Source organism: Algimonas porphyrae, assembly GCF_041429795.1.
GTDB lineage: Bacteria > Pseudomonadota > Alphaproteobacteria > Caulobacterales > Maricaulaceae > Litorimonas > Litorimonas porphyrae.
This window is the reverse complement of sequence record NZ_CP163424.1, coordinates 2,981,939-3,000,618: the sequence shown is the minus strand read 5'-3', so window position 1 is coordinate 3,000,618 and position 18,680 is coordinate 2,981,939. Positions and strand designations below refer to the sequence as shown.

18 protein-coding genes are annotated in these 18,680 nt (G+C 58.7%); 12 read left to right on the top strand and 6 right to left on the bottom strand.

The window, feature by feature from the left end; translation table 11 throughout:
• Positions 1 to 125 precede the first annotated feature (125 nt).
• The 4 genes from sdhC (at position 126) to AB6B39_RS14540 (ending at position 4,591) form a co-directional block, all read left to right on the top strand.
• The gene (gene sdhC, locus AB6B39_RS14555) at positions 126 to 512 is read left to right on the top strand and encodes a succinate dehydrogenase, cytochrome b556 subunit (RefSeq protein WP_284372530.1); all 387 of its coding nucleotides are present in this window, start codon (positions 126 to 128) and stop codon (positions 510 to 512) included.
• Positions 509 to 853 carry a hypothetical protein gene (locus tag AB6B39_RS14550; protein ID WP_284372532.1) on the top strand — a complete coding sequence of 115 codons (345 nt, stop codon included), beginning with the start codon at positions 509 to 511 and terminating at the stop codon, positions 851 to 853. The genes sdhC and AB6B39_RS14550 overlap by 4 nt, the downstream gene beginning before the upstream one ends.
• Before the next feature lie 11 nt (positions 854 to 864).
• Positions 865 to 2,649 (top strand): succinate dehydrogenase flavoprotein subunit, encoded by a 1,785-nt coding sequence (gene sdhA, locus AB6B39_RS14545; protein ID WP_284372533.1) that lies wholly within the window; start codon positions 865 to 867, stop codon positions 2,647 to 2,649.
• A 193-nt stretch (positions 2,650 to 2,842) separates the two neighbouring features.
• Positions 2,843 to 4,591: a hypothetical protein gene (locus tag AB6B39_RS14540; RefSeq protein ID WP_284372534.1), complete on the top strand. Its 1,749-nt coding sequence runs from the start codon at positions 2,843 to 2,845 to the stop codon at positions 4,589 to 4,591.
• Between the two features lie 31 nt (positions 4,592 to 4,622).
• Here the strand turns inward: AB6B39_RS14540 and AB6B39_RS14535 are convergent, their stop codons facing one another.
• Entirely contained in the window at positions 4,623 to 4,997 is a 375-nt protein-coding gene (locus tag AB6B39_RS14535; RefSeq protein WP_284372535.1) for a DUF2200 domain-containing protein, read from the bottom strand.
• 837 nt (positions 4,998 to 5,834) lie between these two features.
• Here AB6B39_RS14535 and AB6B39_RS14530 point away from each other — a divergent pair.
• From AB6B39_RS14530 to AB6B39_RS14520, 3 genes are all read left to right on the top strand, one after another.
• Positions 5,835 to 6,077 (top strand): hypothetical protein, encoded by a 243-nt coding sequence (locus AB6B39_RS14530; RefSeq protein WP_284372536.1) that lies wholly within the window; start codon positions 5,835 to 5,837, stop codon positions 6,075 to 6,077.
• Positions 6,078 to 6,080: 3 nt separating this feature from the next.
• Complete coding sequence (locus AB6B39_RS14525) at positions 6,081 to 6,341, top strand: hypothetical protein (protein WP_284372538.1); 261 nt, start codon at positions 6,081 to 6,083, stop codon at positions 6,339 to 6,341.
• Between the two features lie 104 nt (positions 6,342 to 6,445).
• Positions 6,446 to 7,747 (top strand): replication-associated recombination protein A, encoded by a 1,302-nt coding sequence (locus tag AB6B39_RS14520; protein ID WP_284372540.1) that lies wholly within the window; start codon positions 6,446 to 6,448, stop codon positions 7,745 to 7,747.
• Positions 7,748 to 7,839: 92 nt separating this feature from the next.
• Here AB6B39_RS14520 and AB6B39_RS14515 read toward each other — a convergent pair whose 3' ends face one another.
• On the bottom strand, positions 7,840 to 8,409 hold the full coding sequence (locus AB6B39_RS14515; protein WP_284372542.1) for a carboxymuconolactone decarboxylase family protein: 570 nt from the start codon (positions 8,407 to 8,409) through the stop codon (positions 7,840 to 7,842).
• Between the two features lie 113 nt (positions 8,410 to 8,522).
• Entirely contained in the window at positions 8,523 to 9,701 is a 1,179-nt protein-coding gene (locus AB6B39_RS14510; RefSeq protein WP_284372544.1) for a serine hydrolase domain-containing protein, read from the bottom strand.
• Positions 9,702 to 9,834: 133 nt separating this feature from the next.
• Between AB6B39_RS14510 and AB6B39_RS14505 the strand changes: the two genes are divergently transcribed.
• The 5 genes from AB6B39_RS14505 (at position 9,835) to AB6B39_RS14485 (ending at position 14,396) form a co-directional block, all read left to right on the top strand.
• Entirely contained in the window at positions 9,835 to 10,671 is an 837-nt protein-coding gene (locus AB6B39_RS14505; protein WP_284372548.1) for an enoyl-CoA hydratase-related protein, read from the top strand.
• 155 nt (positions 10,672 to 10,826) lie between these two features.
• A complete protein-coding gene (locus AB6B39_RS14500; RefSeq protein WP_284372550.1) occupies positions 10,827 to 11,540 on the top strand; it encodes a DUF4197 domain-containing protein in 714 nt (237 codons plus the stop codon).
• 129 nt (positions 11,541 to 11,669) lie between these two features.
• Positions 11,670 to 11,981: a hypothetical protein gene (locus AB6B39_RS14495; RefSeq protein WP_284372552.1), complete on the top strand. Its 312-nt coding sequence runs from the start codon at positions 11,670 to 11,672 to the stop codon at positions 11,979 to 11,981.
• Positions 11,982 to 12,088: 107 nt separating this feature from the next.
• Positions 12,089 to 13,540, top strand: coding sequence for a cell envelope integrity protein CreD (gene creD / locus AB6B39_RS14490; protein WP_284372554.1), 1,452 nt, complete (start codon positions 12,089 to 12,091; stop codon positions 13,538 to 13,540).
• 76 nt (positions 13,541 to 13,616) lie between these two features.
• Positions 13,617 to 14,396 (top strand): succinate dehydrogenase iron-sulfur subunit, encoded by a 780-nt coding sequence (locus tag AB6B39_RS14485; protein ID WP_284372556.1) that lies wholly within the window; start codon positions 13,617 to 13,619, stop codon positions 14,394 to 14,396.
• A 39-nt stretch (positions 14,397 to 14,435) separates the two neighbouring features.
• On the opposite strand, the gene AB6B39_RS14480 is transcribed toward AB6B39_RS14485, so the two are convergent.
• The 3 genes from AB6B39_RS14480 to AB6B39_RS14470 all read right to left on the bottom strand — a co-directional run bounded on the left by AB6B39_RS14480 (position 14,436) and on the right by AB6B39_RS14470 (position 18,674).
• A complete protein-coding gene (locus AB6B39_RS14480; RefSeq protein ID WP_284372558.1) occupies positions 14,436 to 15,797 on the bottom strand; it encodes a sensor histidine kinase in 1,362 nt (453 codons plus the stop codon).
• A gap of 79 nt (positions 15,798 to 15,876) precedes the next feature.
• The gene (locus tag AB6B39_RS14475; RefSeq protein WP_284372560.1) at positions 15,877 to 17,241 is read right to left on the bottom strand and encodes a sensor histidine kinase; all 1,365 of its coding nucleotides are present in this window, start codon (positions 17,239 to 17,241) and stop codon (positions 15,877 to 15,879) included.
• 44 nt (positions 17,242 to 17,285) lie between these two features.
• Entirely contained in the window at positions 17,286 to 18,674 is a 1,389-nt protein-coding gene (locus tag AB6B39_RS14470) for a sensor histidine kinase (protein ID WP_284372563.1), read from the bottom strand.
• Between the last annotated feature and the right edge of the window lie 6 nt (positions 18,675 to 18,680).

Here is an 18,680-nt window from a genome sequence, read left to right as displayed (position 1 = left end):
CCTCTACCTGCGGCTAATCCAACCTTGCCGCAACCTTTCCGCAGCCTTATCCGTAGCCAGTAGCACAGGCGGGCTGGGGCGTAGCGTTTCCGGGTCGTCCCACAACAGACGCAACCGGAGTTCCCATGTCATCCGAATGGAATGATCCGCGGCCCATGTCGCCGCATTTGCAGGTCTGGCGCTGGCACGGCGCGATGCTGAGCTCGATCCTTCACAGGGCGAGCGCAATCATCTGTTATGTGGCGCTGGTGATCGTGGCGCTCGGGCTTGTGGCTGTCGCGCTGACCGGCGCGCTGCCGCTGGCGGGATTGCTGTTCAGTCCGCTGGGCGCGATCGGCTTGTTCGTCTTCCTGTTCGCCTTTTTCTTCATGGCGCTGGCACAATTGCGCCATGCGGTCTGGAACCGCGGCGAATTGTTCGATCCGCAGCTCAATAACAGGCTGTCCTTCGTGATGATCCTGATCGCTGTCGCCCTGGCCGCGATCTTGACCTATGCGGGAGCCTCCTCATGAGCGCGACATCGAAAGGGCACGGCACGACGCATTTCAAGATGCACAGCCTGGCGGGCTGGGGCGTGATCATTGGTCTGCCCTTTGCGGCGCTGCATGCGGTGATGACAATCCGCGTCGGGCCGGAGGCGGTGCTGAACTGGCTGGGAACGGCGCATGGCGCGCTCGGTATGATCGCGTTCCTGTCTGCCGCCATTCTCTATGCCAAGCTGGAGATGGACGAAGTGATCATGGATTACTTTAGCGGCGGCCTGCGCGCATTTGGCCTCTGGAAGAACCGGGCGGTCGCGCTCATCCTGTGGCTGGCCAGCGTCGCCGGCCTTGTCATGCATGCATTCGTCTGAGGATCCGTAAGATGACCACTTTCATCGATCACGAATATGACGTCGTCGTCGTGGGTGCGGGCGGCTCGGGCCTGCGCGCAGCGCTCGGCGCGGCGCAAGCGGGGCTCAAGACGGCCTGCGTGACCAAGGTCTTCCCGACGCGCAGCCACACGGTCGCGGCACAGGGCGGGATCGCCGCGAGCCTCGGCAATATGAGCCCGGATGACTGGCGCTGGCACATGTACGATACGGTCAAGGGCTCGGACTGGCTCGGCGATCAGGACAGTATCGAATATCTCTGCCGCAACGCGCCGGACGCGGTCTATGAGCTCGAACATTGGGGCATGCCGTTCTCGCGCACGGACGAGGGCAAGATCTATCAGCGTCCCTTTGGCGGCATGATGCAGAATATGGGCCAGGGCCCGGAAGCGCAGCGGACCTGCGCGGCCGCCGACCGGACCGGTCACGCCATGCTGCACACGCTCTACGGCCAGTCGCTGCGCCACAAGACCGAATTCTTCATCGAATATTTCGCCCTCGACCTGATCATGGAAGACGGGGCGTGCCGCGGCATCACGGCGTGGAAGCTGGATGACGGCACGCTGCACCGCTTCAAGGCGCAGACGGTGATCCTCGCCACCGGCGGCTATGGCCGCGTCTTCTTCTCGGCTACATCCGCGCATACCTGTACGGGCGACGGCAATGCGATGGTGCTGCGCGCGGGGCTGCCACTGCAGGATATGGAGTTCATCCAGTTCCACCCGACCGGCATTTACGGCGCGGGCTGCCTGATTACCGAAGGCTCACGCGGGGAGGGTGGCTACCTGACCAACAGCGAGGGCGAACGGTTCATGGAACGCTACGCGCCGAGCGCAAAGGACCTCGCGTCGCGCGATGTGGTGTCCCGCGCGATGACCATCGAGATCCGCGAAGGCCGCGGAGTCGGCCCGAACAAGGATCACATCTATCTGCATCTGGATCATCTCGATCCGGCGGTGCTGGCCGAACGCCTGCCGGGTATTTCAGAGACCGCGAAGATTTTCGCGGGCGTGGACGTGACCAAGGAACCCATCCCGGTCCTGCCGACCTGCCACTATAATATGGGCGGCATCCCGACCAATTATCACGGCGAGGTAGTGACCAAAAAGGGCAAGAACCCGGACCATGTGGTGCCGGGCCTGATGGCGGTGGGCGAAGCGGCCTGCGTGTCCGTTCACGGCGCCAACCGCCTCGGTTCCAACTCCCTGATCGATCTGGTCGTGTTTGGCCGGGCCGCGGGTCTGCGCTGCGGCGAAGTCCTCACGGCTGGTGCGGACGACAAGCCGCTCGCCGCAAATGCGGGCGAGCACAGCGTCGCCCGGCTCGAAAAGTTCAAGGCCGCCGCAGGCACCAGAGGCACAGCCGAAATCCGGCTCGACCTGCAACGCGCCATGCAGGAACATTGCGCCGTCTTCCGCACGGAAGAGAGCCTGTCCCAAGGCGTCGCCAAAGTCACGACCATCGCGGACAGCCTGTCCGACGTGGCCGTCGCGGACAAGACCATGGTCTGGAATACGGATTTGATGGAAACGCTGGAACTCGACAACCTCGTCGCCCAGGCCCGCGTCACCATCGCCTCAGCCGATAACCGCAAGGAAAGCCGCGGCGCCCACGCCCACGAAGACTATCCCGACCGCCTCGACGACCAATGGATGAAACACACACTCGCCTGGTACGACGCGGACAAGAATGCGGTCACGATTGATTACAGGCCGGTGCATGACTATACCATGACCGACGGCATAGAGTATATTGAGCCTAAGAAGCGGGTTTATTAACCCGCTTCGCGCGTTTGCAAGCTCCCCTCTCCCACGGCTGCTCTTCCCAATCGGGTCTCCGACGAAGCTGGAAGATCAGCTCGGTTGCGAGTCCAGAAGCCTGCGCCGACAGACGCATTCTCTCAAGGTGATCACCCATTGACTATGGAATCGATTTTATGTCTGAGAACAGCCTATCCTGAGATGAAAATATATGGATGATCGTCTGATGACAAACACGTTCATACGAGACTTTTTCAATGATCATACTAATCAATGGAAAGCAGATGAGGGGGCAGTGTTTGTGGAAGGCGCTTGGGGCGTCGGCAAGACGACGTTCCTAAAAGCAACGCTGCCAAAAGAAGCGATTTTCATATCTTTGGCAGGGAAAGATAGCCGAGAAAATGTGTTAGAGGAAATTTATTTCAGATGTTCTCCTAATAAGAGTTTCTTTTATCGGATGTTTTCAAAAGCGCAAGATGTCGGTCCAAAGATTTCTAAATATGCAGCCGTATTACAATTCATTCCGATATCTGTGAGATTGACCTCGGAGGATGTTCAGGAAAAAATTATAGTTCTAGATGATTTCGCAAGGAGCGTTATGGACTCCTCCGAATTAGTAGGGCTTGTAATATACTTGACTGAAACATTGAGGGCGAAAGTTATACTATCAGCCGATATTGAGAAACTTCCAGAAGATTTCTTGCCTCTGCGCGAGAAAGTGATTTTCCGTAGTTTTAAAATTTCGCCACCTACATCTCACGTATTTGACGAAATCGTCAAAGAGAAAAGAAATGTTGAAAAGTTAGGTGATTTGGTGGCCGATGCTAAGTCGGATATCCTTCGAATATTCAGTCGAGCAGATACATCTTCACTTAGAGTATTGAAACGTTCACTTCGCTCCTCTTTCAGACTTCTGTCGTCTGCGGCTACGAGAGAGGGTGTTCATGATAGTATTCTCATCGAGGCATTTAAGCAAGTTTTTCTATTCGGTCTTATCAAATACTCAGGGGAAAGTGATTTAGGTTTCCTACATGTCAGTGAAAGTTCTGACGACCATAGTGATGGAAAGTATGATTTATCTCAGAAATTTGGTTCAGAGGTCTATATTTCGCATGTTTCTGACGGAACTATGAGGTCGGCATTCGTTGATGGTGACTTTTTACCGGAAGTGGTATCAGATGAGTTATATCTCCAGTCGCGAAAGGCTATTGGGGAAAAGATTGGCTATGTTCAATGGAGGGTAATTTCTTCGCATGACACAGTGAGTGATGAAGAGATACTTCGTGCAATTTATGATGTCGAAGTTTTGATGAGTAATAATGAAATTATTGATGCTGGAGTCATAGCTCATTTGGCTTCAGTATTCATGCTTATGTATAGAATTGGTCTTTACGACGCCAATTATGAGGAAATTGTTGAAAAATTTGGAACATATATAGATGGTATCTGCGGCTCCGATGATCTTCGTGGTGGAGGCGCGCTGAGAGGCTCAGTTCAACGTGGAACTGGATGGGGTGGTTGGAGCTTTTATGTTTTGGATGAATATAGAGAGCACTTTGCTGAGGTAATTTCAAAAATTGTTGATAGTTCTCGTGGGCAAGAAGCTATTGGTAGTTCTAAAGATATATGCGACTTGTTAGACAGGTCGAAGACCGCGCGCGAATTTGTTTCTGGAATCGATGGATTGAGCAAAAAGCATAACAAGGCAAATGGGGATTTGTTGCTTTTGGTTGATCCAAGGGAGTTTGTAGAATGGTTGATGTCATTATCTAGAGAAGAGCTTGGCAAGATATTCGCTCAAGAGAACTTTGAGCTTAACTCTTGGAAATCCGGCGATGATTTGAATGTTTGGCGCGATGAGGTTCTAGAGTGCCTTCGTCAGCTTCATCAGGATGCAGATGGATCTTCGAAATACACCATGGAGAGATTTAGTAGATTTATCTTGAAAAAAGAAATCTAAAAATAGCGGCAGTATCTATGAGTTTTACTGGTTAGCCCCTCAAAACCTTCTCCATCGCCTTCCCCTTCGCCAGCTCGTCCACGAGCTTGTCCAGATACCGCACCTTCCGTGTCAGCTCCGTCTCGAGCGCTTCGATCCGATAGCCGCAGATCACGCCCTTGATCTGGTCAGCCTTGGGGTGAAGTGTGGCGCGGTCGAAAAATTCGGCGAAGCTGAGGTTGTCGTCGATGGTCTGCTGCATCTCGGCCTGTGAAAAGCCGGTCAGCCAGCGAATGACTTCGTCCAGTTCGTCCTTGGTGCGGCCCTTCTTTCCGACCTTGCTGACATACATGGGATAGACCTTGGCGAAGGTCATTTTCGCGATCTGGGCGTCATGTTCGGGTGTGGTGGTCGTCTTAGCTGGCATGGGGCTTAAGGGTAGGCGGATGCGGAGTGGAGTCAATGTCGCGGGCTAAGGGGCGGCCATCCCCGCTAACGCCCTTCCACACCCCGCCACCATCCCCGCCTAAACCTCCGGTCCTACCGCCTATCCGGTAAACCTATCCCCGCGACATCAAGTTTCAGGCGGATTCAATCCACCCCTTCCCACCCCATGCCATACTGCCCCCACTCGCAGCAGACACGAGGGGGAGCCTGTCCTCGGTGCTGGGGGTGGTGGAGTGCGGTGTCCGGCTGGGCGTCACGAGCCGCCGGGCCGTCAGTCGCGCGGGGGAAGGTCCCGCCGCTGACGATCCGGAACAGCTGGAGATGGGATCGCGGCAGCAAAGGCTGGCTGTGCGTCGATCCCCGAGCCGCGCACATGGACGACAGAGACGGGACGACCCGTCGGCAGAGCGTGCGCCTTTGAGCCTCGCCCCGGTTTCGTGACCGGGACGGGGGGAGACCGTTCCAGCCGATATACCGATCCTCCAATCTTTCCGTCCCAGGTGCGCCAGCACATTCCACCCGCGCGGACTTCTGTTCGTCGTAAATTGGTGTGTCTTTGCTTTCATCCTTCGACGGATGGGGGTCCGCGCCTCGTGTCCCTTTCGGGGGATGATTGGAATTTGGCCGACGCTGGATCGTTGGCAGAACGTGGGCGGCTGCCTGACAGCTTCAATGCCGCTCAGGCCGACTTGTTAGCCTGCCCCGGACCTGATCCGGGGGCCTGCCCATCGTCCGACCCTTTCGGCCAGATGAAACGGCAGGCGTTGGGCTTGCCGGTCAAGCCGGCGAGAGCGGACAGCTAAAAAAGGAAACCACCATGCGCGCACCCAGAACCCCGGACGGCAAGCCGCGAGCCTATAATGCCGAGCTCTGCCGCGCGACGCGGCGGCTGCGGACACGGCTGAGCGAGGCGGAGGCGCGGATCGACGCGCTCGACGCGCAGCTCAGAGCCGAGCGGGCGGCGATTGCGGATGAACGGGCGGCGCTGGTCGCGCACATGGAGAGCCCGGAGGCCGAGCGCGATGTCATGCTGCTGGCGCAGGACCTGCTACGCTCCTAAGTCATGGCGGCGGCGACCCGGCGGGAGATTTGCACAAGCTGCGGCGGGCTCGGCCATGGCATGACGCAGGGGCTGCTCTCGGACCGGATCGCGTCCCACTGCAAGGCGCATGATCTGCCGTTGGCGCGCGATCCGGACGCGGTTGCCGCCTGGCCGCAGGTCGGGGCGGGATATTATCGCAAGCCCGACTGGCTGCGCGATCCGCCATGGCGGAGCGGAGGGCAGAGCGGGGGGCAGAGGCGGCGTGAGGCGGCGATCTGGTGAGACAAGAGGGCCGGTCCGAGCGGCCCGGATGCGGCCCGGATGCGAGCCGGGGCCCGCGCCGGAAAAAGGATGAATTCACGACAGGCGCGGTCTAAGCCGGATGGATGACCTCTCTCTTCGAGTCCGCGGGCCTGTCCGACGGCGCGCCCCTGCCGCTGGCGGAACGGCTGCGGCCACAGACGCTGGACGATGTGATCGGGCAGGATCATCTGCTGGGGCCTGAGGGTCCGATCGGGCGGATGCTGGCGCAGGACCGGCTGTCCTCCTGCATTCTCTGGGGGCCGCCGGGCGTCGGCAAGACGACGATTGCGCGGCTGCTGGCAGGGCGCGCGGGACTGGAATTCGTGGCGCTCTCAGCCGTCTTTTCGGGCGTCGGGGATTTGCGCAAAGTGTTCGACGCGGCGAAGGCCCGGCGCGAAACCGGGCAGGGCACGCTGCTGTTCGTCGACGAAATTCATCGGTTCAACAAGGCGCAGCAGGATGGGTTTCTGCCCTTTGTCGAAGCGGGCACGGTCACGCTCGTCGGGGCGACGACGGAAAATCCGTCATTCGAGCTGAATGCGGCGCTGCTGTCGCGGTGTCAGGTTTTCGTGCTGAACAGGCTGGACGCAGATGCGCTGGACGGGCTGCTGGCGCGGGCGGAAAAAGAGCTGGGGCGTGCGCTGCCTTTGACACAGGATGCGCGGGCGCAGCTGGTGGATTTTGCGGATGGCGACGGGCGCTATCTGCTGACACTGGCGGATGAAGTGTTTGCGCAAAAGGCGGAACTGGATGCGGCGTCTCTGTCTAAGCTCTTGCAGAAGCGCGCGCCGGTCTATGACAAGTCGGGCGAGGCGCATTACAATCTGATTTCGGCGCTGCACAAATCGATGCGAGGCAGCGATCCGGATGCGGCGCTTTACTGGCTCGCGCGCATGATCGCTGGCGGCGAAGATCCGCGTTATATTGCGCGGCGGGTCATACGCTTTGCATCGGAAGATATCGGCGCGGCCGATCCGGTGGCGCTGATGATCAGTATGGAAGCGGCGCGCAGCTATGAGCGACTGGGCTCGCCGGAAGGGGAGCTGGCGATCGCACAGGCGGTGCTACACTGTGCAAGCGCGCCGAAAAGCAATGCAGTCTACACAGCCTGGAAAGCGGCGCTGCGACTGGCGAAAGAAACGGGTTCGGTCGCGCCGCCGAAGAACATATTGAACGCGCCGACAAAGATGATGAAGTCGCTCGGCTACGGTGCGGGCTACGAATATGATCACGACAGTGATGACGGATTTTCCGGCGCGGACTACTGGCCGGATGAGATGGATCGCGTCACGCTCTATGCGCCGAAGGACGCGGGTCGCGAACGCGCAATCGCGGAGCGCATGGCACGCTGGGCGGATTTGCGGGCGGCAAAGCGCGGGAATTGATCTTCGCTTATGCGGGCGGTGCGATCACGTGAAAACGCCGCTTCCTGGGAGGGGGCAGGCAGCGGCGTCGTCACGTTTGCTGATCGGGGTCGCTAGGCGGCTTTCCGGGCGTCGGCGGGCGTCCAGGCATTGGGCTGGAAGGCGGCGTCGAGCGGGGTCGTCGCAACGTGGTTGGTGTAGTTGGACAGGACTTTGAAGGCGGTGCCGAGAATGACTTCGAGCACTTGCTGCTGCGCGTAGCCGGCTGCGAAGAAGGCATCGAGATCGGCTTGTATCGGCCAGCCGCGGGTTTCGTTCACGGTGACGGCAAACTGGCGCAACGCTTCGAGCTTGCTGTCAGCGATCGGTGTGCCGGTACGCAGGGCCTCGATGACGTCGGCGGGAACGCCGGAGCCCTGGCTGATCGTCGTGTGGGCGGCCATACAATAGTCGCAGCCATTCAGACGGTTATTGGTCATCAACACGACTTGCAGCTCGGTCGCGCTGAAGGAGGATTTGTTCAGAAGTTCGCCGAGCTGGGCGTAGGCGCTCAGCAAGGACGGGGCTTCTGCCATGGTGGCGTAGAGGTTGGGGACGAAGCCGAGAGCTTTCTGCGCGCCTTCGAGAATAGGTTTGGCGGCGGTAGGGGCGGTGTCTGCTGTGTGACGGGTAAAGTCGGTCATGGGTCTGTCTTTCTGCTCATGAGGAGCGATGCTCGAAAGGAGCGATAAGTTAAGTGACGCTGTGGTCGACTCTTATTTGGACCGAATGGTTCAGTAATGCTAATCACAGAGTTTCACGGCTGCGTGAAGCCGGGATTTTGCAACAGGCCCTGGACGACTTCCTCGTTGAAGGCCGCACCGCCGGGCGCGTTGGTCAGAGATATGACGATACGCTCGCCTATCGGCTCCGCGCTGAACAGAGCGCGATACCCGGCATTCAGGCCGCTATGTCTGACCAACACGACATGGTCTTGCGCATCGACGCGCAAGGCGACGCCGAGTCCGTACATCAGATCGGCATCGCCGAAATTGGTGGCGGCGACCGGTGTCAGCATGGCCTTGGCGATACGGGGCGAAAGGGGGCTGGGTCGGCCGCTTGCGGCGTCGAGCAGGGCATCAACAAAGCGCGCATAATCAGTGGACGTGGTCCAGAGCCCGGCTGCAGCCTGTTCGGGATAATCGAACCAGTCATTCTCGAGCGGACGGAACAGGCCTTCACGGATGCGGCGGGGGCTGTCTGCAGGAATAATCGTCAGCGGCGCAACGGCGTCTGGATCGATGGGCTGCATGAAGGTGCTGGCAGTCATGCCGAGCGGATCGAGAATCATGGTCCGCATCAATTCGGCGAAAGGCTGACCGGAAATGTCCTCGGCAAGGACTTGCGCGATCTGGTAGCCGCCGCCCGCATAACTGAACTCGCCTCTTGGCAATGACAATTCGACTGCGGACACGACGCGGCTGGGCGGATCCGTGATGATCGCCGTGCTACTCGGCAAATCCGAGCCTCGGCGGTAGCCGGGATAGCCACTCTGCGTCGCCCCGGCTGTATGAGACAAAAGCGCGCGCATACTCAGCGGCTGATCGCCGCCAGGAATGAGCCCAATCTCTATGGTGTCGAAAAGGCTGCGAATATCGGCATCAATGTCGATCCCTTCGCGTTCCATGAGTGTCAGGATTCCGGCGGCGGCGACAGCCTTGGACAGAGATGCGGCTTGCATCAGGCCCTGCGTCTGCGTTTGCGCCTCGCCAATACGGTAGGTGCGAGCGGGCGCGCTACCGGAAAGAACGGTAATCGATGCAGCGGTGACCGCGTGATGATCTGCGCGCTCGGACAGAATCGCTTCGACCCTGTCCAGTTTCGCGGTCGCGATCCGCTCCGTCGCCACGGGATCCGGCTCTGAAGGGCCGCTGCAGGCACTCAGCATGGACGCGGCCAGAAAGGCCGTCAGACGCTTGATTGCAGATATGCTCATGACCGTGTCCCCTGTCCGAAAAGGAATGGCACAGGCTCTTGGACTGGTCCAGATGCCGGTCTCTCGAGAAAGCCAAGAGGACGATGGACGGCGTCGTATCCGCTGCGCTAGCCTGTCGCAAAGAGGAGATATTATGCCTGAACAGATTGTTCTGTGCGAACGAGACACTGAGGTCGGGTCCGTCGCGATCGTGACGATGAACCGACCGGAGGCGATGAACAGTTTCAACAATGCGGTCTTTCGCCGGATGCTGGGCGTGTTCGACGCGCTGGAGCGCGATGACAGCGTTCGGGTGATCATTCTGACAGGGCAGGGTCGCGCCTTTTGTGCAGGCGCCGACATCTCCGACGGCTTCGGCTCGGCGGGGCTCGATATCGAAGCGGAGCGTGTCGACGGCGTGCCGCGCGATTCCGGCGGTGTGCTGAATCTCGCCATTGCGGCTCTGGATACGCCTGTGATCGCAGCGATTAACGGGGCGGCTGTCGGAATCGGTCTGACGATGACGCTACCCTGTGACATCCGGATAGCGGCAAAAAAGGCGAAATATGCCTTCCCCTTCGTACGCCGCGGCATCGTGTTCGACGGGGCGGCCAGCTTCTATCTACCAAAGCTGGTCGGCTTTTCGAAAGCAGCACAATGGTCGCTGACAGGGGGGTACATCGATCCGGAAGACGGGCTGCAATCGGGCTTGTTCAGCGCGCTATATGACAATGTGGATGTGTTGCCGCGGGCGCTGGAAATGGCGCGCGACATGGCGGTGAATTGCTCCCCAGAGGCGATGGCGCAAAATAAGCGGCTGTTGCGACGCACGATGCTGGGTCACGGCGTACTGGAGACGGAAGGCTTCACGGCGCACATGGAAGAGTCGGCCTTGCTGGAAAAAGCGTTTGTCTCGCACGACTGCGAGGAAGGTGTCCGCGCGTTTCTGGAAAAGCGCGCCCCGGACTTCCGCGACCGTGACACTGGCTGAGGCAAGGCGGATGCCCGAGCCAAGACAAATAGCCGAGCCATGACAAATATCCGAGCTAAGCCAAATGGCTGGACCAAGACAAGTCAGGGCCGTTTGTGATAGGCCCTTATCAGAGATGACATACGTAACCGTCAGTTGAACCAAGGATTGTAACCATGCTGGATCGTCGAACCCTGATCGTAGCCCTCGGGGCACTCCCTCTGACAGCTTGCGAAACGCTGGATCCGGCCATCCTGGAGCAAGTGCTGGGTTCGGGTGCGCTGACGCAGGGCGAAGCCGCAATGGGGATTCGCGCCGCTCTCGACAATGGTGTCGGTAATGCGCTGACCAATCTGGGAAGGGTCGATGGATTTCTGGGCAATCCTGTCGTGCGTATTCCGCTGCCAGATGTGCTGCAGGATCTGCAATCCTATCTCGCTCCGATCGGGGCGGATCGCTTATTGGTGGAATTGCAGCAACAACTCAATCGCGGCGCCGAAAAGGCGGCTCCGGTCGCGCGGGACATTTTCATCGATGCGGTGCGCGGTCTGACCATTCAGGACGCGATCAACATCGTTCGCGGTCCTGATACGGCAGCGACTGACTATCTGCGGGACCGCACAACGCAAAGCCTGACCGGTCTGTTCTCGCCGATCATGGAAGATGCGCTGGCCGATACGGGGGCGCTGCGTTTAGTGGACGAAGTCGACCGGCAAGTACCTGTCGGATTGCTGACAGGATCTGGCGCTGATCTGAAAAGTCAGTTGATCGCGCACGGCGTTGACTATGGCCTGCGCGGCGTGTTCCACTTCATCGCGAAAGAAGAACAGGCCATTCGCCGTGACCCCGCAGCCCGTACGTCGGCCATATTGCGGCGCGTTTTCGGCTGATTTTTCCCGGAATCGGCGAAAAAAGCAGCGTTAACAAAAGATTCACTTTCCTCAGTGGGGATTCTCTGGTTGTTTATTCTGACCGGGACGGGGAGCGTCCGGGCCAGTGGGGCGGTTTTGGGGAAAACCATGGATCTATCGGGCAACACGGTGCCGTTTGCGGCGCATTCCGGCGAGGATTGCGATCTGTATGCAATTCATGCTGCGGCTGAGATCGCGGATATGACGGATGCGACACTTTTCGTCGCCAGCGGTCTCCGTGCGGCTCGCGGCGCGCCGACAATCCATCGACGCCTGATCCTGACAGATCTGGCTCAGGTCCTTGGGTGCAATCCGGGCGAGCTGGATTTCCTGTTCATGGAACCGACGATCGCAGCCAATGACAGTGACCCGGTTGGCATGCCCGATTTCCGCGCCTCTCTGCTCGCCGCCAGGCATTAAGCGCCACGACAAGACCTGCAAGTCGCCCGATTTGCGTCGGGATTGGCCACGCTCTTGCCGTTAGTCAGGGTCAATGCACGGCGCAAATTCCCTGTTAGGATTGCGCCATGACCTATACGCCACAACCCACATCGCGATCGCTCGGCTTGAAGCTGATCGTCATTCTTGCCCTGATCGTCCTGATGGCGATTCCGGTCATGTTCATCTCCTTTATCAGCTTCGATCGATCATCGCGTGCCGATGAGGTCACGCGAGAGGTTAGCCGGACTTATGGCGGTCAGCAGCGATTATTGGGACCGGTCTTGGTCGTACCGTACCGGGAAACGCTCGCAAATGGCGGCGTGCGCGAAGGTGATTATGTCGTCTCCGCCCTGCAGGGAGAGGCCGCGTTTGCGGACATCACGGTCGAGGAAAAAAGCCGCTCACTCTATAAGGTGCCAGTCTACACGGCCGATGGGGCGTTGACGGCGACACTGCCGTCGCTTGACGCGCTGCCGGAAGCGGGTGGTCTGATGTTCGATCGATCGCAGGCCCGGATCGTCGTCGGGATCGGAGATGTGACGGGCTTGCAGGCGGACATTACCCTGAACGCGGACGGTCAGACGCTCACTTTCGAGCCCTTCTCACGCACGACCCGTTACCGCAGCGATCGCATGATGCGCGACATCGATGTCGACATCGAACCCGCTCTCGAGCTTGCCGTTGAACCTGCCATTGGACTCGCAAGAGATCCCGCACGTACAGTCGAGGTGCTGACGGACCGGTTGCAAGGGGGCGGCCTGACGCTGCTCTCCGTTCCGGCGACGGACTTGCTCCTGGCCGGTGAAAGAGATGTGTCCGTGTCGTTGCGTGTGACGGGCGCGCAGTCGCTATCCGTTATTCCCTTCGCCAGAAGCACGCGGGTCAGCCTGACATCTGACTGGCCGCATCCGGGTTTCGAAGGACGGTTCCCGCCGGGCGACCGCAGCATCTCCGAAGACGGGTTTTCAGCCGACTGGTCAGTCCCCTTCTTGCGTCGCGGCATTCCAGCCGATGGCCGCGCCATGGATATGACGGATTTGATCCATACGGGGCCGAACGCCATGCAGGTCAATTTCGTCAGCCCGCTCAACCCCTATCAGACCGTCAATCGCGCGTTGAAATATGCGGTGCTGTTCATCGGTCTGGTCTTTCTGGCCTATTTCCTGATGGAGACGCTGCTGGGCGTGCGGGTTCACCCGGCGCAATATCTACTGATCGGGATCGCACAGGCGATCTTCTATCTCCTGCTGCTGGCATTTGCCGAACATGTCGGCTTCACGATAGCCTTCCTGATAAGCGCTGTGGCGACGGTCGCTCTGACCGCCGGTTATGCCGGGGCCGTGTTCGGACGCAATAAGATGAGCATTGCTGCCTTTGTCTTCGCGTCCGTCTATGCGCTGCTATTCGTGCTGATGCGGATACAGGATTTTGCCCTGATGGTCGGTGCGCTGGTCAGTTTCATCGCCATCGCCGCGACGCTCTATCTGACGCGAAACTTGAACTGGTATGGCGACAAAATGTCGGACCCTGAAAGTTGAAACCAACTGACTAAGCGCTTCGTTTCTCCTGTAATTCCCGCTATAGGGCCGGAATTACAGGCAAGAGGATCACTTCATGGTTCAGCTGACGCTGCCCAAAAATTCCAAGATTGGCAAAGGCAAGGTCTTCGAGACCGACGCAACGGGCGCCAATGTCCGGACCTTCAAGATCTATCGTTACGATCCTTCTGACGGTGGGCTGCCGCGCTGGGACAGCTACCGGATCGATCTGGATGAATGCGGTCCGATGGTTCTGGATGCGCTGTTCAAGATCAAGAACGAGATTGATCCCACACTCGCCTTCCGTCGGTCCTGCCGGGAAGGGGTCTGCGGGTCATGCGCCATGAATATTGGCGGGCGAAACACGCTCGCCTGTACCCGCGCGATCGAAGATGCCGGCAATGGCGACATCACGATTTCGCCGTTGCCGCATCTGCCGGTCGTCCGCGATCTGGTTCCGGACCTGTCGCAATTCTACGCGCAATATGCGTCGATCGAACCCTGGCTGCACACACATGAGGCCGAGCCGAAAGAAGAATTCCGCCAGACGCCGGAAGACCGAGAGAAGCTGGACGGCTATTATGAGTGCATTCTCTGCGCGTCCTGTTCGACATCCTGCCCGTCTTATTGGTGGAATGGCGATCGCTATCTTGGCCCGGCGGCGCTGCTGCAGGCCTATCGCTGGCTGGTCGATAGTCGCGACGATGCCAAGACGGACCGGCTTGACGCGCTGGAAGACCCGTTCAAGCTCTATCGCTGCCACACGATCATGAATTGCGCCAATGTCTGCCCCAAAGGGTTGAACCCTGCTAAGGCGATCGCCGAGATCAAGAAGATGATGGTGGAGCGCGCCTAGATCGCTCTTCAGGATTTGCTGACGCGGCGGCTCCCCGGCCTAGGCGATGGCGGCGACGCCTGCGTCGGCGACGGGTAATTGCAGGGTGAAATGAAACGTCGTGCCTGTGCCGACGACACTCTGAAGCTGCAGCGTTCCGCCCATCATTTCAGTCAGTTCACGACAGATGGAAAGACCCAATCCTGTTCCTTTGGTCAGGGACGTCTTGGCCGAGGCCGATTGTGTGAAACGGTCGAAGACCGCAGCCTGCTCGCCCTCGGCGATCCCGACGCCCGTGTCCTGGACATAGAACTGGATAGCCGCGACTCCCCGCTCAAGGGCGACAGGACGCGCCCCGATCCGCACGCCGCCGGCATGGGTGAACTTGATGGCGTTACCGAGCAGATTGCTCAGGATCTGACGCAGATGCGCTTCGTCGCCGATCAGGATTTGCGGCAGTGACGCGGGTAGATCCGCGCCGACCCACAGCCCTTTTTCCGACGCCTTGACGGCAAACAGATCGCATAAATCCTGAATCAGCGGGTACGGATCGAATGGCTCAGCGGCAATCTGCAGTTCGCCGTCTTCCAGTTTTGCCATGTCGAGCACTTCGTCGATAATGTGCATGAGATTGCCGGCGCTCGTATAAATCAGTTCGACAGGGCGGACCTGTTCATCAGGCAATCTGGCCCGTGTCAGCATGTCCGAAAGGCCAATGATCCCATGCAGCGGCGTCCGGATTTCGTGGCTCATTTTCGCCAGAAAATCGGTTCGTGCGGCTTCGGCTTTTCTGGCACGGTCTGCCGCGGCTTCGAGCTTGCGCAAGGCGCGATACGCCATACGCGACAGGGCATAGGCCGTGACTCCGATCAGGGCGACAACCAGGAGAATCTGCATCATGCGTCGTTCGATAATTACGACGGCGTCCGCAGAGGGCGTGATGGACGTAGAGAGCGCACCGAGATGGAAAACCAGCGCCCCGACGGCCAGCGCATAGACCGCGATAGTCCAGCGGGCGCCGATCATGGCGACCATGAGAACCCCGAGGCACAGAAGCGGCAATGAGGGCGTGTTGATACCGCCGCCCATCGCCATGGATATATCGGTCGAGGTGCTCGATGTGGCCGACGCGAAAACCGAGGCAATCGGCAATGCAGTGGCAAAGAGACCATAGACGGACGGCGACTTCGTCCAGCGCAACCCCACGATCGCCGTGCAGATGATGACGCAAAGGGCCGCAAGAATGCCTGCGCTGAGCGAAAGCGCATGGTACCGAATGGCAAAGAAGAGAACGTTGACGATCAGCAGGCCGAGATAGGCCAGGCAGCAAAGATAGGTGATCCGTGCGCGTAGGCGATCTTCTGCGTGGATCGACCGGTCGATCCGGAGAAACCGTTCGAAGGCGTCAATATATCGGCTCACCCCACCTTTCATCAGGTCTAGATAGAAGATAAATGTTAAGCTGCCGTCACAATCCGGTCGTCAAGCCCGCCGGTCAGGTTCAGGCCAGAAGTCTTTCCGGCGCAGCGTCTGTCATTGGAAAGGCGAGGGTGAAATGAAAGGTCGTTCCCTGACCGGGCACACTGTGAAGCTGTAGTGTGCCGCCCATAATTTCTGTCAGTTCGCGACAAATGGACAGGCCGAGGCCCGTCCCTTTTTCCTTGGTCATTTTGGCAGACGACGTCTGCGAGAACCGTTCGAAGATATGGGCCTGCTCACTTTCCGGTATACCGACTCCCGTATCCTGGACAAAGAACTGGGTGATGGCGACCCCGGACTGAACGGAGACAAGCCTTGCGCCAATCTGGACGCCCCCTTCTGCCGTGAATTTCAAAGCATTACCGACCAGATTGCTGAGGATTTGGCGTAAATGGGGAGCGTCGCCAATCAGAAACTCTGGCATGCCGTTCGTCTTGGTGCCGAGCCAGAGACCCTTATGGGCAGCCTTGATGGAAAACAGATCGCAGACATCCTGCAGCATTTCTGCGGGTGAAAACGGATCCTGCGCGATCGTGACCGTTCCGTCTTCGAGCTTGGCCATGTCCAGGACTTCATTGATGATTTCCATCAGGCTGTTGGCACTGACCTGGACCAGCTTGGCATAACGCTTTTCCGTGTCTGGTATATCCGCCTCGGCGAGCATGTCGGACATGCCCATAATGCCATTCAGCGGGGTTCGGATTTCATGGCTCATCATGGCCAGGAAACCGGCGCGTGCGCTCTCGGCGGCGCGGGCGCGTTTCACGGCCCGATCCAGATGTTCGAGATTTGTGAAAAGCAGATGTGCAATCACGATGCAGATCGGTCCGACCAGGATTAGCCCGATTAAGGCTTGTGTTGCGCGATCCCAGGCGATGATAGTCATTGCCGCGTCCGCACCATAGCCAAGCGTGACGTTGAGTAGAGCGGCAATCACGCCGAAACTGGCCGCGATATAGAGAAGTGCCGTCCAGCGCGTTCCGATAAACGCGATCAGAGCTGATACGCCGCAAAGTACCGGCAGCAAGGCCGTGTTAATCCCGGGGGGCGGGTAGTTGGGAACAGAACTGATCATGGCCGATCCGCCGATGGCGATCAGGCAGGCGATCCCATAGCCGAGGCCGAAAAATGTGGCAGATTTCGTAAACCGCAGCATCGCTGTCATGGCGAGGGCAAAAACAGATGCGATCAACGGAATCGCCTGCTGCCCTGTCCATCCGCCGGTAACGGCATGCATCGAAATCACGTTGATGATCTGGACGAGAATGAAAATCAGCCCGGTCGCATAGATAATGCGCGCCCGCGCCCGCGTCCGGACATCCAGATGCGCATCGATCCTGAGCGTCCGCTCGAGGGTGGTTATGGATTGTCCGAAGATTGACCCCATGCGGCGGGCCTAGGCAAACAAGGTTGCTGTTTCATAAAGATGAATCACGCGCCGGATTGCACGCCCAGAGGCTCTGCGGTAGCCTGGGTTTGCTTAGCGGTTAGTGGCAGAGCGAGCGTGAAGTGGAAGGTCGTTCCCTGTCCGACCTGACTGTGTAGCGCCAGTGTCCCACCCATTTTTTCAGTCAGTTCACGACAGATGGACAGGCCAAGCCCGGTCCCTTTCTCCTTGGTCGTCTTCGCCGAAGACGTTTGGGAAAAGCGATCGAAAATATTCGTTTGTTCTTCGGCTGCGATGCCGACGCCGGTGTCCTGAACGAAAAACTGTATCATGGCCGTCCCGGACTGGACGCTGACCAGCTTTGCGCCGGCCCGGACACCGCCTTCCGGCGTGAACTTCAGTGCATTCCCGACAAGGTTACTCATGATCTGCCGCAGATGCGGCGCATCGCCGATCAACTGCCCCGGCAGACCGCCCACTTCACTGCCGATCCACAGATCCTTCTCCGCCGCTCTGACAGCGAACAGATCGCAGACATCCTGTATGACCTCTGCAGGCGAGAATGGATCCTGCGCGATTTTGACCGTTCCGTCTTCCAGCTTGGCCATATCTAGCACTTCATTGATGATTTCCATCAGCCCGTTGGCGCTGACCTGGACCAGCTTGGCATAACGCTTTTCCGTATCTGGAATATCCGCTTTGGCGAGCATGTCCGACATGCCCAGAATACCATTGAGCGGCGTCCGGATTTCATGACTCATCGTCGCCAAGAAGCCGGACCGGGTTTCCTCGGCTGCGCGCGCGCGATCCCGCGCATCTTCGACATCGTCCAGCGTGCGGTAGATCATCTGACTGACAGGCGCCATGATGGCGAGCGTCAGAAGAATGGCTGAGCTTCGCAGGACAAGGCTCAGCCGGTTCTGCGTCAAAAGGCCGACGTCAAACCCCAGTGCGACAGTCATTGCGTAGAATCCGATCAGGGTCATCACACACAGGCCAGCATAGAAGATGGCCACCTGACGATTGCCGAGAAGGCAAACAATGACGAGGATGGCGACCATATAGGGCGAATAGGCGAGGCCGATGCCCGTGATTTCAGTCGCGGCCGCATAATCGATATAGGCTGACAACCAGCCGCCAAGCGTCGAAGCGATCGCAAAGCCCCAGCTCAAAGCGATCGGGTCCTTGAAGCGCCGTAAGAGCAGTAGGAAGATCCCGCCGGAGCTGGCCATGAAGAACGAGACGAGATGGTGCGGCGTCGAAATGCCGAAGGCCCAGCTCAGCCCGAAAAAATTGAAAAGGGCGACCAGAATGAAACTGAGGCTCGCAATGCAGAAGAGTCGCGCGCGAATCCGGTTCGCCGCCGGCATGTCCTCCGGCAGGTCCATCCAGTCGATCAGACCGAGGATCAGCGTGTTAATGTGCCCCCACATCCGCAC